This window comes from Microbacterium sp. MM2322, assembly GCF_964186585.1.
In the GTDB taxonomy this organism is placed as follows: Bacteria; Actinomycetota; Actinomycetes; order Actinomycetales; family Microbacteriaceae; genus Microbacterium.
Window position 1 is genome coordinate 2,406,789 of the sequence record NZ_OZ075067.1, and the last position, 15,044, is coordinate 2,421,832.

At 68.5% G+C, this 15,044-nt stretch carries 13 protein-coding genes; all 13 read right to left on the reverse strand.

The annotated features are described in order from the left end of the window. Positions 1–310 precede the first annotated feature (310 nt). Positions 311–802, reverse strand: a complete 492-nt coding sequence (locus ABQ271_RS11795; protein ID WP_349308944.1) for a methylated-DNA--[protein]-cysteine S-methyltransferase — start codon at positions 800–802, stop codon at positions 311–313. Continuing rightward, positions 799–2,301, reverse strand: a complete 1,503-nt coding sequence (locus tag ABQ271_RS11800) for an AlkA N-terminal domain-containing protein (protein WP_349308945.1) — start codon at positions 2,299–2,301, stop codon at positions 799–801. The genes ABQ271_RS11795 and ABQ271_RS11800 overlap by 4 nt, the downstream gene beginning before the upstream one ends. A gap of 69 nt (positions 2,302–2,370) precedes the next feature. Beyond that, on the reverse strand, positions 2,371–4,050 hold the full coding sequence (locus ABQ271_RS11805) for an ABC transporter substrate-binding protein (protein WP_349308946.1): 1,680 nt from the start codon (positions 4,048–4,050) through the stop codon (positions 2,371–2,373). Positions 4,051–4,055: 5 nt separating this feature from the next. After that, positions 4,056–4,280: a hypothetical protein gene (locus tag ABQ271_RS11810; protein ID WP_349308947.1), complete on the reverse strand. Its 225-nt coding sequence runs from the start codon at positions 4,278–4,280 to the stop codon at positions 4,056–4,058. Between the two features lie 108 nt (positions 4,281–4,388). Next, positions 4,389–4,679: a WXG100 family type VII secretion target gene (locus ABQ271_RS11815; protein WP_231370862.1), complete on the reverse strand. Its 291-nt coding sequence runs from the start codon at positions 4,677–4,679 to the stop codon at positions 4,389–4,391. A 229-nt stretch (positions 4,680–4,908) separates the two neighbouring features. After that, positions 4,909–5,469 (reverse strand): T6SS immunity protein Tdi1 domain-containing protein, encoded by a 561-nt coding sequence (locus ABQ271_RS11820; protein ID WP_349308948.1) that lies wholly within the window; start codon positions 5,467–5,469, stop codon positions 4,909–4,911. A 37-nt stretch (positions 5,470–5,506) separates the two neighbouring features. Next, positions 5,507–6,067 carry a GAD-like domain-containing protein gene (locus tag ABQ271_RS11825; protein ID WP_349308949.1) on the reverse strand — a complete coding sequence of 187 codons (561 nt, stop codon included), beginning with the start codon at positions 6,065–6,067 and terminating at the stop codon, positions 5,507–5,509. A gap of 84 nt (positions 6,068–6,151) precedes the next feature. Continuing rightward, positions 6,152–6,712 carry a GAD-like domain-containing protein gene (locus tag ABQ271_RS11830; RefSeq protein WP_349308950.1) on the reverse strand — a complete coding sequence of 187 codons (561 nt, stop codon included), beginning with the start codon at positions 6,710–6,712 and terminating at the stop codon, positions 6,152–6,154. 10 nt (positions 6,713–6,722) lie between these two features. Next, positions 6,723–7,352, reverse strand: a complete 630-nt coding sequence (locus ABQ271_RS11835; protein WP_349308951.1) for a polymorphic toxin type 15 domain-containing protein — start codon at positions 7,350–7,352, stop codon at positions 6,723–6,725. A gap of 3 nt (positions 7,353–7,355) precedes the next feature. Next, on the reverse strand, positions 7,356–8,054 hold the full coding sequence (locus tag ABQ271_RS11840) for a WXG100 family type VII secretion target (protein ID WP_349308952.1): 699 nt from the start codon (positions 8,052–8,054) through the stop codon (positions 7,356–7,358). Positions 8,055–8,138: 84 nt separating this feature from the next. Next, positions 8,139–12,734 (reverse strand): FtsK/SpoIIIE domain-containing protein, encoded by a 4,596-nt coding sequence (locus tag ABQ271_RS11845; protein ID WP_349308953.1) that lies wholly within the window; start codon positions 12,732–12,734, stop codon positions 8,139–8,141. A 55-nt stretch (positions 12,735–12,789) separates the two neighbouring features. Next, positions 12,790–14,151 carry an RDD family protein gene (locus ABQ271_RS11850; protein WP_349308954.1) on the reverse strand — a complete coding sequence of 454 codons (1,362 nt, stop codon included), beginning with the start codon at positions 14,149–14,151 and terminating at the stop codon, positions 12,790–12,792. Next, on the reverse strand, positions 14,148–15,020 hold the full coding sequence (locus ABQ271_RS11855; RefSeq protein WP_349308955.1) for a hypothetical protein: 873 nt from the start codon (positions 15,018–15,020) through the stop codon (positions 14,148–14,150). Before ABQ271_RS11855 ends, ABQ271_RS11850 begins: the two co-directional genes overlap by 4 nt. Positions 15,021–15,044 lie beyond the last annotated feature (24 nt).

Here is a 15,044-nt window from a genome sequence, read left to right on the forward strand (position 1 = left end):
CCTGCACAGGTGAGGAGCGGATGCCGAGGCGGCGAGGAGCGCGGCGTGGCGCGGACGATCAGGGTCGCGGTGACCCGTCGAGGGAGAACGAAGAGGTGCGCGGGAAGCTTCCGCGCGGGATCAGATCCTCGGTGTCATCCCTGACGGACGGGGCGTCCGGCGACGAGGAAGGCGGCGGACTTCGTGTAGACGATCTCCGTGGACATGGCTTCCTCCTTGATGGGGCCGGACGAGGCGCCCGCATCGCGCGGGAGCCCTCCAGGATATCCCCGTGCTTTCGCAGTAAGCAAGCGTTTACCGGAGATCTGTCTCAGATCGCCGCCTCGCGCTCCAACAGCCGCATCTTCACGTCGAGTCCCCACGCGAATCCGCCGAGTGCTCCCCCGGTGCGGAGCACCCGGTGGCAGGGGACGAACAGCGCGGGCGCGTTCCGCGCGCAGATGGATGCCGCGGCCCGAACGGCGGTCGGCGAGCCGAGGTGCGCCGCGAACTCGCCGTACGTGAGCGGACGCCCGGCCGGGATGCTGCGCAGCGCCGCCCAGCCCGCCGTCTGCATCGCCGTCCCCTGCTGCGACACCGGCACCTCGTCGATCGCGGTCAGGTCGCCGTCGTAGTAGGCGGTGACAGCGGCGGCGGAGCGGGTTCGACCCGTCGCGATGTCGGCGGGAACCCGGTCTGCGCGGAGCCGTCCGAGGATGGCCGCAGCGTCGGCGGTCCACCCCGACGCCAGTACGCGGCCGTCGTCTTCGAGAATCGTGAACGCCCCGTCGGGGGTGTCGAGGGTCTGCAGAATCGCGGTCATCGGTCGGCCTTTCGGGGTGGGGATGCGTCGCCGACCCGCCACGCCTGCGTGACGGGAGCGGCGTACCAGAGGTGAGCCATCAGGTAGCTGCGCCACGGGGCGACGCGAGCCGACCAGGCGGTGAGGCCCGCGGCATCCGCAGGGATGCCGGCGGCCGCCGCCCCTGCACGGGCGGCCACGTCACCGGGAAGCAGGACGTCGGGGTCGCCGAGCACCCGCATCCGGACGTAGTCGGCGGTCCACGGCCCGATCCCGGGGAGCGCCAGCAGCGCGGCGCGCTGCTCGTGCGTATCGTCGCCCGGGCTCATCCGCAGCGTCCCCTCGGCGAGCGCGGTCGCTGCGTGGACGATCGCGCGGATGCGCGCACCGGGACCGCGCAGCACCTCTCCCCCGCGCTCGGCGATCACCGCCGGTGTGGGGAAGAGGACCGCGGGGCCGGACGGCGTCTCGACCGGCTCGCCGAGCGCCGCGGCGAGCCTGCCCATCACCGTTCGCGCCGATGCGACGCTGATCTGCTGCCCGATCATGGCGCGGATGAGCATCTCATCCGCGTCGAGCGCCGCGGGCAACCGCACGCCGGGAACACGCTCGACGAGGGGGCGCATCTCGGGATGCCGCGACAGGGCGGCATCGATCGCGGTCGGGTCGGCGTCGAGGTCGAACAGGCGCCGCACGCGTGCGATGAGCGGGGCGAGGTCGCGGAGGGAGGTGAGCTCGGCGCGCAAGCGGAGTCGACCCGCGCCATCCTGTCGCACGGCGAACCACGCGGGCCCGCCGTCGAGTCGGATGGTCCGCGCGAACGACTGGGCGTCACCGGTCTCCACTCCCGGGATGGCGTGCGCCCGCATCCACCCGAAGAGCCCGACCGCGTCGAACGGTTCACGCAGCGGAAGCACCAGGTCGATGCGCCCCGCGGCCGTCGACGTGCCGCGGCGCCGCGCGCGCAGCTCGGTCGGCGAGAGCGAAAATACCTCGGTGATCGTGTCGTTGAACTGACGGATGCTGCCGAACCCGGCAGCGAACGCGACGTCGGCCATCGCCAGGTCGGTGTCGACGAGCAGAGTGCGTGCGGTGTGGGCGCGGTGGGCGCGGGCGAGAGCGAGCGGGCCCGCGCCGAGCTCCGTGGTGAGGAGCCGCGTCAGGTGGCGGTCGGAGTAGCCGAGCCGCGCGGCGAGCCCGGGCACGCCCTCGCGATCGACGACGCCGTCGGCGATGAGGCGCATCGCCCGCCCGGCGACGTCGCCCCGCAGATTCCACTGCGACGAGCCGGGCGTCGCCTCGGGGAGGCACCGCTTGCACGCCCGGAAACCGGCCTCGTGTGCCGCAGCGCTCGTCGGGAAGAAGCTGACGTTCGCGGCCTTCGGGGTTCTGGCCGGGCAGCTGGGACGACAGTAGATCCCGGTCGTGTGCACGGCGGTCACGAACTGGCCGTCGAAGCGCGCGTCCCGCGCGTCGATCGCGCGATACCGCTCGTCGAAGGTCATCGCCGCGATCGTCATGACCTCAGCCTGACACGTGCATCCGACACCGACTCGCGGAAATCGGACACGACGACCGGATGCCGCGCGTCAGCCCGCGGGGGTCCACCCCGAAACACCCGACAGCACCGGAGCGTCGTCGCCGTCGCGGACCGTGACCCCCGTCACGGAGGGAGCGGAGATCGTCAACCGGGGAACCGCAGCCAACGGCCGGGCGACGGCGGCCGAGACGATCGTCGATTCGATCTGAGCCAGCAGGTCGCGCGCGGTATAGACGTCCACCGTCTGCTGGAGTTTCGCGATCAGGTCGTCGCGGGCAGGATCCGCCTGTCCGACGAGACTCGCAGAGCCCTTGGTGCCCCACTGACTTGCGATCTGACCGGGCGTCTGAGGGACGCGGACGCGGCGGATGACGGCATCCCATCCGGAGCTCTTCTGTGCGGCCTCCAGGTCGTCGGTCGCGCAGTCGACGGCGTTCCAGCCGGCCTCGGCGACCCCCGCCTTGAGCGCCGTGAACGCCCCCTTCGCGAACTCGCTGTCGCGGTCGTAGAGGACGCAGATCCGAGCCCCGGCGCGGACACCCGCACCGGCGCGGTCGGCAGCGGCGTCGTCGGCGGGCTCGCCGAGCTCCTTCGCGAACCCGGAATCCTCGGTAACGATCTCGAACGCCCGCGATCCCGGCGCGGTGACCATCGATGTGGTCTTCGGGTAGGACTGCGACCACTCGCCGGCGCCGCCGGCCACCAGGTCGTCAGCGGGGATCGCGCGCAAGAAGGCAGCGCGGGCGTTCCGCTGGGCGAAGACGGCGTCGGTGCTGAGAAGCACGGTCCAGACAGTGCCGTCGTTCGTCGTCTGCACCGCGAAGTCGCGCCGCTCGCGCTCCTTCACCGGCTTGCGGTCGGCGGGAGTCGGCGTCAACGAGAGAACGTCGAGGGTGTCCCCGAGGGCAGCGAGGGGGTCCTTGCCGCGGGGGACGAGCTCGACGTCGGCGATCTGCGGCACGGCCGCTCCCCGGTACTGGGCGTTGGGCGTCAGGGTGACGCTCGCGCCGTCATCGTCGACCTTCGAGACGACGTAGGGGCCGCTCGAGAGCGCGACGCTCTCCGAGAGCTTGCCGTCCGTGAGAGCGAAGTCGGTGTTCCACACGTCCGAGACGGCAGCGAGAGCCGTCGTGTCGCGGTCGAGCACAGCACGGATGACGGCCTGCTTCGCCTCCATCGGGTCGTCCAGGTCGAACGCGCGCATTCCCACCGTGTGCGCCGGCACGTCAGCCGCGACCGCGGTCTGCCACGAGATGGTGGGTTCGGGGAAGGTGACGTCGACGGCGCGGGCGAACTCGTCGATTTTCGGCCGTTCGGCTTTCAGCGCCGCATCCGTCGGGCCGTCCTTCGCGAGCAGTCCAACGGATGCCGCCCACCCCAGCACGAGGTCGGCGGCGTCGAGCGGAATGCCGTCTGACCAGAGCGGCTCTTTCAGGTCGTAGCGAACCGTGAAGGGGTCTTTCCCGACGATCTTCACCGTGCCGAACGACTCGTCCGGCACGACTTCCCCATCGACGACATGGCCGAAGGCCGCACGCGTCACCGCGGCGATGTCCCGGTTCGCCGTCGTGGGATCAGTGGCCGCGTTGAAAGAGGTGAGCTGCCCGCCCCACCCGACGGTGACACTGCTGCCGGCGATCACCGACGGCGGCAGCGCGGGCGCACAGGCACTCAGAGCGAGGGCGGCAACCGCGAGGGCGGCAACCGCTCCGCGGCGAGAAGCACGCACGCTGGTCAGGCGCGATCGATGTCGTCGTCGAGCTCGGCCGCCATCTGGCGGTAGGGCTCGCTCTCTTCGCTCTCGAGCCAGCTCTTCGCGTATTCGATGAGCACGGCGGGCGAATCCTCCGCCTCGGCCGCGGTGGCGAACGGACCCAAGCAGTCCTCCGAGGGGCGCTCATCGTCGCGCACCACGGACTGCGTGGAAAGGTTGTACCAGTAGGTCTGCGAGGTGGTCATCGTCGCGACTCTCCGTTCGTCATCCTGATCCTAATCATCCCTTGCACACGGAACGGGCCGTGGTGCGGATCCGGAGATCGCACCACGGCCCGTGAGCCTTGCGCGGGATCAACCGCCGGCGAGCTCAGCATCCGTGTCGCGGATACGGTCGGCCATGCGGTCGAGCGCCTGAGCCATGTCGTTGACGGCCTCAGCGGCGTCGTCGAGCGACGTCGTGAGCTCCGAGTAAGCGGTCGAGTAAGCCTCGGACGCGTTCTCGGTCTTGAAGCCGTCCTGCACCAGGTCATCGATGATGCCCTGGAGTTCCTTCAGCGTGTCGGTGACGGTCTGACGACCGTCGCGCAGGCGCTGCGCCGCGCTCTCCATCTCGCTGTATGTTGCACCAAAATCGTGAGCCATGAACCCGCCTCCCAGCGTTTCGTCGTGGTGCGGGGACCTTGTCCATCCCCCCGCGTAAATGATGCTAACGAAGGAACTCGTCGTCACATATGGGGAGAACTACCCACCTTCGAGGCCCTATATTTCGCCCAGCACGAAACGAGGCGCGGATTACTGGCAGATCAGTGCGGGCGATCCTGGTTGCTCGACCGCCTGACGATCAACCTCAGGAGAACCCAGCAGTGGTCGATCAGTGACCGATGGGCCCCTGAAGATCGACCATGACCTGGATAGCCGACAGCGTCTGACGCTTCTGCAGGGTGTCGACCGTGCCAGGTCCACCCAAGGAAGGAAGGGGGACGAAGATGAACGACTCATCGTATGCGGGCGCCCCCTGCTGCTTGACCGCCTCGGGGAAGACATCCCACCCGAACTTCTCCGACAAGTAATCCGAGCCGTCCAGCTTCAACAGACCGAGGAGAGTAGCGACTTTGCCTATCCCCGTCCCGCGGTTACTCCTGAACATGAGTACGACGAGCCCGTTGAGGCTCGGCTCCCACGTGATGAGATCTCCCAGCCCGGTCACCATGACGGGGATCGCGACCCCGTCACCCTGCGTCTTACCGATGCGGTCGCCGAGCTCCGCCTCGTACACACCAGGGTTGATGACGCGGATGAAGCCCTCGCCGAACGTGCCATATCCGTACTGCTCCCAGATCTCGACGATCTCCGCGGGAACTCGGTCACGGTAGGCAGCGATCACTTCCGGCTCCACCGGCGCATGCGGGACGAAATCCTCGACCTGAAACATGGTTTCCAACCTAGAGAGGAATTCAAGGTGTGGCCGGTCAGTGCCCGATGGGCCCCTGCAGGTCGACCATGACCTGGATAGCCGACAGCGTCTGACGCTTCTGAAGAGTGTCGACGGTGCCCGGGCCACCCAAGGATGGCAAGGGAACGAAGATGAACGACTCATCGAAGTCGGGCGCGCCCTGCGCTGCAACCGCTTCGGGGAAGACGCCCCAGTTGAACTCCGAGGCCAAATGGTCCACGCCCAACGCCTCGGTGAGAAGAAGGAATGAATCGACATCCCCCAGGCCGACGCCTCTGTTCTCGCGGAAGATGAGACCCACAAGTCCACCCAGACTGGGCTCCCAGGTGATGAGATCTCCCAGCCCGGTGACCATGACGGGGATCGCCACACCGTCACCCTGGGTCTTGCCGATCCGGTCGCCGAGTTCAGCCTCATAGACCGCGGGATTGATGACGCGGATGAAACCTTGCCCGAACGTGCCGTAGCCGTACTGCTCCCAGACCTCGACCAGCTCTGCGGGAACCCGATCGCGATAGGCAGCCACGACTTCGGGTTCGACAGGTGCATGCTCGACGAAGTCCGCGATCTCGATCATGCCCACAACCTATCGACGATGACGATGGTGGTTTCGTCTCCGACTCGCGCCAGCGGACAGTCTTGACCCCGGGCGCGGCCGACTTCAGTGGCCGATGGGACCCTGCAGATCGACCATTACTTGAATGGCCGAGATGGTGGGGCGTTTCTGCAGAGTGTCGACCGTGCCCGGACCACCCAACGACGGCAGCGGGACGAAGATGAACGACTCGTCGAACGTCACGGCCCCTTGACGGGCAACTGCCTCCGGGTAGGGGTCCCACGCGAATTCTTCCTCCAGGTGCTCCGCCCCGTCGAGGCGAGTCAGGCCGAGGAAGGTCTTGGGCGAACCCAGACCCACCGTCTCGAACTTCCGGAAGAGGATCGCAACGAGTGAATCGACGCTCGGCTCCCAGGTGATGAGATCGCCCAGGGCGGTCACCATGACGGGGATCGCGATGCCGTCGCCCTGGGTTTTCCCAATCCGATCACCGAGCTCAGCCTCGAACACTGAAGGGTTGATCACGCGGATGAACCCCTCGCCGAACGTGCCGTAGCCGTATTGCTCCCAGATCTCGACGATCTCCGAGGGAACTCGGTCGCGATACGCGGCTATGACTTCCTGCGAGACCGGCGAGTGCGCGACGAAATCTTCGATCTGGACCATGGTTTTCAACTTATCTGAAGGTGACATTCATGTAGACATCGGAGAGGTCGACGCCCGGATGGGATTGGATGAACCGGACGACGGCGGCGTCGATGTCACCGACACGAGACCGCCATTGAGACCCCAGCGACGAGTTGATGCGAGCGTCGCCGACACCGGAGATGTCAGTGACGTTGCCCCCCGCGATGCCGTCCAGCCTGTGAGTGGCCGCTTGCGTCGCAAGCCATGATGACGCATTCTCCGCAGCTTCGGATCGACTCTGGCCCTGCTCACGAAGCTCCAAGATCTTCGCCTTGAGCGCAGCCGCGCGAGCGTTCTCCTGCGCCCGCAGCGAGTCGGGCGTGCGGCCGTTCTGCACGTATTCCGTACGATTACGCAGCCAGTCGGACAGCGGCATTTGCTGCAGGGCATCCATCTGCTCGTTGTACTGGCGGTCGTATTCGACCGGGTCGTGCTTCTTGTTCCGCTTGAAGGGCCGCAGCGTGACATCGAACGTGTCGATCTCCTCGACACCGTCGCGGTTGCGTCGCTGTTTGCCGCGCAAACCTCGCACCATCTCGCCGAGCTGCCGGCCGTGGACCGGGATGTCGTCCAGCGCACGCAGCATCGGCTTGATGAGTTCGTCTCCGACTCGAGCCATGTGTCAGTCCCCCGTGATGTTCAGTCCGGCGAGGTCGGCCATGAGCCGGTCCATCAACGATTCGATGTCGGCCGCGCGCAGATCGAGCTCCTCCTCGGATTGCTCGAGCGCCTGCAGGTCGGCGTAGAACTCGTCCGGGTTGCCGGCCACGGCCTCGACGACGGGAGCGTTCAGCGCCGCCATGACGACGGCGGGCAATTCATCGGCGAGCGGCTCGATGACCGTCGGCAGGATCTGGTTCAGCGCCTGCTCGATCGCGATGTCGACAGCCGCGTTCAGGAGCTTCTTCTTGATGAGGAGCATCGGGCCAGCGCCCGCCGCGGTGATCGGGTTGGTCAACATGCCGACCAGGGTGATCATCGTCGTGGTGACATCCGCGATGACCTTGATCTTCAGGCCCAGGACGACGCCGGCAGCGATGTCCATTCCCGGCGGGACGGGCCCCAACAGGTCGACGAGCTTCTGGAGGTTCTGCGATCGGTTGGTGTTCCACGCCGACACGAACGCCGGCCCCGCCTGGCCCCGCATTGCCGCGGCCAGATCGCCATTGACCTTGCGGTCGATGGCCTGCAGAGATTCCTCGAGATCGTCCCGGAAGTGAGAGACGATCTGCGCACCCCGCCGCAGTTCGTCCTCGTCGACGTCCGGCCATTCGAATCCGAGCTTCTCCATGACCCAGATCAGTTCATTCGGCAGCATCATGCCCACAGCGCATCACCTCCCCGACAAGGGTAGGCAACACGCTTCGGCTCGTACATGGGGAGAACTCCCCGTCGCGGTGACCGGTCACGCCCCCAGGGTGGTGCCCACGGCATCCGCGGACACGGCTTCACGGGCGGCAGCGCGTGTCGTCGGCACGCTCACGGCAGGCGCCTCGGCAGGTGGAACGTCCGCGACGAGAGGCATCTGCACCGTCACGGAGCGTCCCGCTTGGACGAAGATGCCTCGGCCGACCGGGAAGTCCGACCGCTTGACGCGACCGAACGCCGTCTTGAAGATCGCCTCACCGTCGTAGGTGTCGGGCTTGAGCACGATGCCCTGCCTGCCGGCCTTCCACTCTCCGAGCACACCGATGCTGCCGCTCGCGCGTGAGATTTCCGCCTCGCCGATGAGCATGTGCTCGCTGTCGTTCATGGCCTGCAGGAGCGCTCGCATGGGGCGGTCGGCGGGTCCGTCCGAGAGGTGGGGCATGTCCTCGATCACGATCAGGATGCGGCCCTCCGAGAGCTCTCGCGTGACGAGTTCCGCCAACTCGGTCGCGAGCTCCTTCTCGTCGTCGGGGCGCGTGGCGCTCTTGACCCACGGACGGAAGTCCTTGAGCTCGGACCTGCGGCTGCCGAAGTGGTAGAGCTGCACGCCCGGGTCGAAGCGCTCCATCGCGATGACGAGCGACTTGAGCCCGTTGGTGCGACCGGATGCCGGGGGCCCGGAGATCACGAACGAGCCGATCGGCTCGAAGCCGTGCGCCGACAGGGTGTCGTCGGCGACGCCGAACACCGGCATCCCGTCGACCCGTGCCGGCATGTCCGACGCGGGAACCGCCGTCGGGAGGGCTCCGATCTCGGGCAGATCGCGGACGCCCTCAGCCCTGAGCTTCGCCCCGAGCACGCCGAGAGCCTTCGTCTGCTCGACCGCGTTCGACGTCCCGCCGAGGACGGCGATCTGCGCCTCGTGTCCGTCGACGACGGCGCGTCCCGGTGCCGACTGCTCATCGAGCACGTCTCTCGGAGTGCCGAGCAGCATGTACTGCGACGGGTCGCCCATGCGCAGTACGACCTTGCGAGAGATGTTGGAGGCGACCGCGCTCGGCACCGCGTTGCCGCGGTCGGCGGTCAACACGGTGTGCACGCCGAGGGTGCGGCCTTCACCGAGGATCCGCATGAAGGTCCGGTAGAACGGCCCGCGCCCGGGCGCGACTTCCCAGTCCTTCTTGAACTCGGGGAAGTTGTCGATCAGGAGGATGATGCGCGGCAGGTTGGGATCCGCGATCTCGCGGTACTCCTGCAGCGTCGCCGCGCTCGCAGCCGAGAACGCCGTAGCGCGACGGTCCATCTCGCCGTCCAACGTGCGGAGGAGGCGCTGGATGCGCTCGACGTCGGAACCGTCCACGACGGAACCGACGTGAGGCAGCGCCGACAGCGCACCGAGCGCACCGGTGGCGAAATCGAGGCAGTAGACGTTCACACGACCGCGGTCGGGACGCATCCCCGCCGCGGTGCCGATCGTCCGGAGAACGGTCGACTTACCCGACCCCGACGTGCCGTAGACGACGAGCGAGCCGTCGCGGTCCGGCACGAAGTACGCCGGTTCCTGCAGCTGCTTCTCGGGAACGTCCATGAGGGCGATCGGGATGCGGGTGTCCCCGTCGTTCGCGAGGTCGGCGAGGTCGACGAGGGGTGACAGGTCGTCCAGCCATGGACGCCGCGGGAGTGGCAACTCGGCGAGTTCCCGCGCCGTGACGAGCGTCGACACGATGCGACGCTGGTCGTTCGGGCCGAGGTCCTCTTCGTGCGAGTCGGACTCGGCGGGCCGGTCGGGCTCCCACTCGGGGGCGGCACCGAAGCGCAGCTCGGCGACGCGCACTTCGGCGACGGTCGTCTCCTCCTGGCTCGTCCACCCGCCGGTGTAGGCGGACTGGAACGGGACGAGTCGCCCCGGCCCCGTCTTCGCGATGGCGCGCCCCGGAACGGATGCCGGGAAGCTCGCCGCCACGTCGTCGTCGACCACGTCGCGGGAGTCCGCCTCATCCGCCATGCGCAGCGCGATGCGGAGGTTCGTGTTCGCCCGCAGGTTGTCCTTGATGACGCCGGCGGGGCGCTGGGTCGCCATGATGAGGTGGATGCCGAGGGAGCGGCCGCGCTGGGCGATGTCGACCACGCCGTCCACGAACTCGGGCATCTCCGACGCGAGGGCGGCGAACTCGTCGATCACGAGGACGAGCGACGGCGGGCAGTCGGGGTCCTGCCGCTTCTCGAGCTCGAGGAGGTCCTTGGCCTTCTTGCGGTTGAGCAAGTGCTCGCGGTGCTGGAGCTCGGCGCGGAGGCTCGTCAGCGCACGGCGGACGAGGTGCGGGTTGAGGTCGGTCACGAGTCCGACGCAGTGCGGGAGATCGACGCAGTCCGCGAAGGCGGATCCGCCCTTGTAGTCGACGAAGAGGAAGGTGACGCGGTCGGGGCTGTGCGCCGCCGCCATGCCGAGCACCCAGGCCTGCAGGAACTCGGACTTACCCGAACCGGTCGTGCCGCCCACGAGGGCGTGCGGACCCTGCGTACGGAGGTCGAGCGCCATCGCATCGCTCGGCCCCTGTCCGATGATGGCGCGGAGCGTGCCGGCCTTCTTCAGACGAGGACGCGGCGTGGGCGTGCGGTCGAGGATCGTGTTGTTCTGCCGCCAGCGTTCGATGGCCGCGTTCGGGTTCTCGGCGATGGCCGGGTCGATGAGCTGGAGGAACATCACGGCGTTGGGGATGTCAGACGCGTCGTGCACGACGGTGCTCGCATCGACGACCGGCGCCAGCCGCCGGGCGAACATCTCCATGTAGGCGTTGGAGACGCCTTCCACGGCGACGTGCTCGAAACGCTCGCCGTTGCGCACGAGACCGACCCGCGCGTCGGCGAGGTCCGAGGTGAGCTCGATGAAGCTGCGGCACACGGCCGGGAGCGACTCGACGGTGTCCGAGATGAAGATCGCGTGGACACCGTGGTCCGCGCCCTTCTCGAGCACATCCGTCAGCCGACCACGGTCGACCGGAGCGTCACCGGTGACGAACACGATGACGGACACGGGAGGCGTCTTGGTGCGGTCCTCCGCGGCGCGAGCGACGTCGGTGCCGTAGAGCAGCGGATTCCAGTCGTCTTTGAAGGGTCCACGGGGTTCACCGCTGCCGCCACCGGCGGCGCGTCGGACGTACTCCTCGAGGGAGTTGAGCAGGGCGGCTCCGCTGGGGGCCGAGTCGGCGAGCGCCGCACCGCGGAACGGGCTCCGCTCGGCGGACGTGTGCGGAAGCCACTTGAGCCATTCGAGCTCGGGAGTCCACGACGAGTCCGCGAAGGCGACGGTGACGACGTCGTTCGGCGCGTGCAGACCGAAGACCTGCACGGCCACGCCGCGCATCGCGTCGGCGACCAGTCCACGGGGCCCGGCGATGCCGATCGATCCGGCAGTGGGGAACGTCTCGAAGACGGGCACATCGTCGACGGTGGCGTAGCGAAGGCGCAGTCGGTCGACACGATCGATGTATTCGGGCAGACCGTCAGGCGTCTCGGCGTCGTCGATGCCGTTCCGCGCCGGAAGCGAGCAGGTCCCGAGTCGCAGCGCCAGGAAGTTCCAGTGCTCCGGGCGCCGAGTCCAGAGCAGCGGCCCGAGCCGCATGGCCTCCTCGAAGACGTCGGCGACGGCCGGGGCCTCAGCGTTGCGGGCCGCCTCCTCCTCGGGCTTGCCGCGGAAGAAGTCCTCCTCGAGCTGCTCGAACTGGCGCTCGAACAGCAGCCGCTCGTGGTCCTCGCTCTTGCGGCTCTGCACGGACTGGTTGATGAGGTTGCCGAACGCCATGAGCGGAGTCATGACGATCAGCAGGAGCGAGCGGGGGTTGCCGTTGAGCGCGAAGAGGGCCGCACCCATGAGGATCGGGGCGACCATGATGGGCCACGGGAAGATCTTGCCGATCTTCTCGGTGGGCAGGCGCGGCGGCTTGAACCGAGTGCCGGGATAGCGCACCTCGACGCGAGGGCTGCGGTTGAAGAGCAGGCCTCCGCCGCGCTCAATGATCGGATCGTCGGCCGCAGCTCCGTCCCACGCACGCGTCAGGTACACCACGAGGGTCGTGCCGCCGATGACGAACGGGCGGCCGTCCTCGACGCGCACGCGCTGCACCTCGACACCTTCGACGAGGACACCGTTCGCCGAGTTCAGGTCGACGACCTCGGCGTAGGTCCCGACCTCGATGCGTGCGTGACGCTTCGAGACCAGCGGATCGATCAGCACGACGTCGTTGCTCGGGTCGCGTCCGATCGAGACATGACCGGCCGACAGGGCGAACTCCTGCCCGGCGAGCGGGCCCGCGATGGCGCGGAGAATGCCCACCGTCTCGCCCCGCCCCGCCCGAATGTATCCCGCACCGTAGTTGACGATGGATGCCGCGAACCCCGAGCCGATCGGAGCCTCGCCGATCGGCAGATCGTGCGGCAGCTCGACAGCGCGCGACGCCGTCGGAGGCGCCACCGAGAGGGTGAGGACGTCCTCTTCGGCGAACGTCGTGGTCCGCATCGGATCGGATGCCGCGATGTAGCGCGCGACGTCGCCGACGGTCGCCGTCGAATCCGCCGTCACGACGATGTCGACGGGGTCGTTGCCCTGACGGTGCAGGGTGAGCTTCAGCCGCATTGGTCTTCTCCGGGGGGATGGGGACGCATTCGTCGGACGGGGGCGAGCGGGGCGATCACAGCAGAACGACCTCGGCGAGGAGGTCGCCCAACCGGACGGTGTCACCGATGACGACGGACAGCGCGACCCCGGCGACCGCGGGCGTCTCCACGCCCGCGCGCACGACCGCGCTGCCGTTGGTCGACCCGCGGTCGATGACCTCGAGCCCACCACTGGTCGGGACGAGCAGAGCGTGGGTCTTCGACAGCGACCGGCTCTCATCCGTCAGCCGGGTGGGCTCCGCCCCGGGTGCAGCTGCGGGGTCGGGGTCGCGACCGACCAGGAGCGGCCCCGCCACGACGAGCGTCTCGCCCGTCTCGAAACGGAGGGCGATTCGCGACGCAGGAGCGGGCTCCGGGGCGACGGCAGGAGCGGGAGCGGGTTCCGGAGCGACCGCAGGTGCGGGTTCGGGTTCCGGAGTAGCCAGGGGTGCGGGAGCGGGCGCAGCTGCAGGAGCGGGCGCCGCCTGCGCCGGGGCCGGCGCTTCGACAGGCTCTGCGGCAACGAATCCTGCGCCCCGATCGGGAAGCGGGCTGCGGTGAGACGGGTCGACGCCGGGGGCAGCGTCGATGACACCGCTCCCTCCCGCTGCGGGAGCGTCGTTCGAGCCGTCCCGCTCCGGCGCGCCGCCCTGCGAACGTCCGACTCCGAGCACGCCGGCGCTGATGCGGTTGCCCGGCCGGTACTCGGCTGTGGCGCCGGGACGCGTGGGCGTGGCCAATGAGGGACGTTCGGCGCGCTCGAGCACGGGCTCGGCCTTCACGGTCTTTCGGGCGATCCGCATCCGCTTCTCGTCGTAGGGGTTCAATCCGCGCTTGATGTCGACGAGCCACATCCGGGCGGCACGGTCATGGAAGCCGCGCCCTCGCTCCTGCGAGTCGAAGGTGGGAGAAGCGAGGATGACCGCGGTACCGATGACGGGGATGACGCCGGCGATGCCCACGAGAAGAGCCCGAAGCAGGACGGGGCCGGCCCCGGGCCGCTCCAGGGTGCGGACGTTGACGCTCCGCAGACCCATGAAGCCTTTACCGATCGTCAGCCCGCGACGAGCCTGCAGGATCCACTGCACGATGAGGAACGCGAGCGACAGCGCGACCGAGATGCCCGCCATGACCGCGGCGAGCACGAAGCTGGGGTGGTTGACGAGGCCGTAGGGGGAGATCGACCCGGTCGCGAGCTTCAGGAGCAACGGCAGGGCTCCCAGCCACAGCGGAAGCTGCAGGACCACCCAGATGAGGATGTCGATCACGAACGCCAGCGATCGGCGCCCGAACGGCGCGCGGATGAGGCCGAGCGCCGCTGCGTACGCCGGATCCGGCCGTCCCAGGGCGTCGACGCCGTCGGGACGGTCCTCCGGCTGATCGATCTCCCAGATCATGCCTTCGAGGCATCCGGTTCGTCACCGGGCACGAAGTAGCGTGCAGGCGACAGCCCGGTTCGGACGATCGCGTCGCCGGCAGCGTCGAGGAACTCGGTCATCGTCGCAACGCTCAGCGTTCCGGCGGGGTCCGCGATGATCACGTTGTCGACGGCCGGGAGGAGGGTCGCGGTCCCCTGCGGCCACGCCGCGAACGTCGTCGTCACTCCGGACTCGAGAATCCGGATCTTGGCGGGGGCGATGTGCACGTCGGGCCGCTGCAACGCGGCAGTCTGCACGTCGTAGGCCCGCACCGAGAACAGGCGCAGCACGCGCTCGAACCTCATCTCCAGCTCGGGCAGTCGCTCCCGCCACGGGAACGGAGCCCAGCCCTCGTCCGTCAGGACGACGGGGTGCGCGCTGACGAGCGGCCGCTCGGCCTCGTAGAGCTCCTCAGCGATATCGAGGACGCGAGCGATGGCGGTCTCGTCGTCGGCGCCCACGATGATGACGCGATCCCGCGCGTAGGGGAAGGCGACCGGCGCACCGGACAGTCCGGCCCCCGCGAGACGCGAGGGATCGAGCAGCACGGCGGCTGCGAGCGCCTCCTCGGTGATGACGAGCGAGCTTGCTCCCTCGACCGGGGTGTCCCCTGCCGCGGAGATGGCGGAACGCACGGCATCTCGGAAGTCGGCATCCGCCCCTTCGGTCTCACCCTGCGTGACGGGGGCGCGGCCGTCGCGGTGGTCGAGGCCGACGAACACCTCTCCGCCGACGTACTCCACGCGAGGGTGGTCGGCGCCGGGAGCGGTCTGCGACAGCACACCGAGCTCGCTCGCACCGTAGATCCGAAGGATCACATCGGTGGCGATTCCATCGACAGCACTCATTGGTCCAGCCCTCTCATCAGCGTT

Bases quoted from the DNA above. Each gene is read 5' to 3' on its own strand.
- ABQ271_RS11795 (WP_349308944.1), bottom strand. From the start codon at position 802: ATGACCGCGATTCTGCAGACCCTCGACACCCCCGACGGGGCGTTCACG.
- ABQ271_RS11800 (WP_349308945.1), bottom strand. From the start codon at position 2,301: ATGACGATCGCGGCGATGACCTTCGACGAGCGGTATCGCGCGATCGAC.
- ABQ271_RS11810 (WP_349308947.1), bottom strand. From the start codon at position 4,280: ATGACCACCTCGCAGACCTACTGGTACAACCTTTCCACGCAGTCCGTG.
- ABQ271_RS11815 (WP_231370862.1), bottom strand. From the start codon at position 4,679: ATGGCTCACGATTTTGGTGCAACATACAGCGAGATGGAGAGCGCGGCG.
- ABQ271_RS11820 (WP_349308948.1), bottom strand. From the start codon at position 5,469: ATGTTTCAGGTCGAGGATTTCGTCCCGCATGCGCCGGTGGAGCCGGAA.
- ABQ271_RS11825 (WP_349308949.1), bottom strand. From the start codon at position 6,067: ATGATCGAGATCGCGGACTTCGTCGAGCATGCACCTGTCGAACCCGAA.
- ABQ271_RS11830 (WP_349308950.1), bottom strand. From the start codon at position 6,712: ATGGTCCAGATCGAAGATTTCGTCGCGCACTCGCCGGTCTCGCAGGAA.
- ABQ271_RS11835 (WP_349308951.1), bottom strand. From the start codon at position 7,352: ATGGCTCGAGTCGGAGACGAACTCATCAAGCCGATGCTGCGTGCGCTG.
- ABQ271_RS11840 (WP_349308952.1), bottom strand. From the start codon at position 8,054: ATGATGCTGCCGAATGAACTGATCTGGGTCATGGAGAAGCTCGGATTC.
- ABQ271_RS11845 (WP_349308953.1), bottom strand. From the start codon at position 12,734: ATGCGGCTGAAGCTCACCCTGCACCGTCAGGGCAACGACCCCGTCGAC.
- ABQ271_RS11850 (WP_349308954.1), bottom strand. From the start codon at position 14,151: ATGATCTGGGAGATCGATCAGCCGGAGGACCGTCCCGACGGCGTCGAC.
- ABQ271_RS11855 (WP_349308955.1), bottom strand. From the start codon at position 15,020: ATGAGTGCTGTCGATGGAATCGCCACCGATGTGATCCTTCGGATCTAC.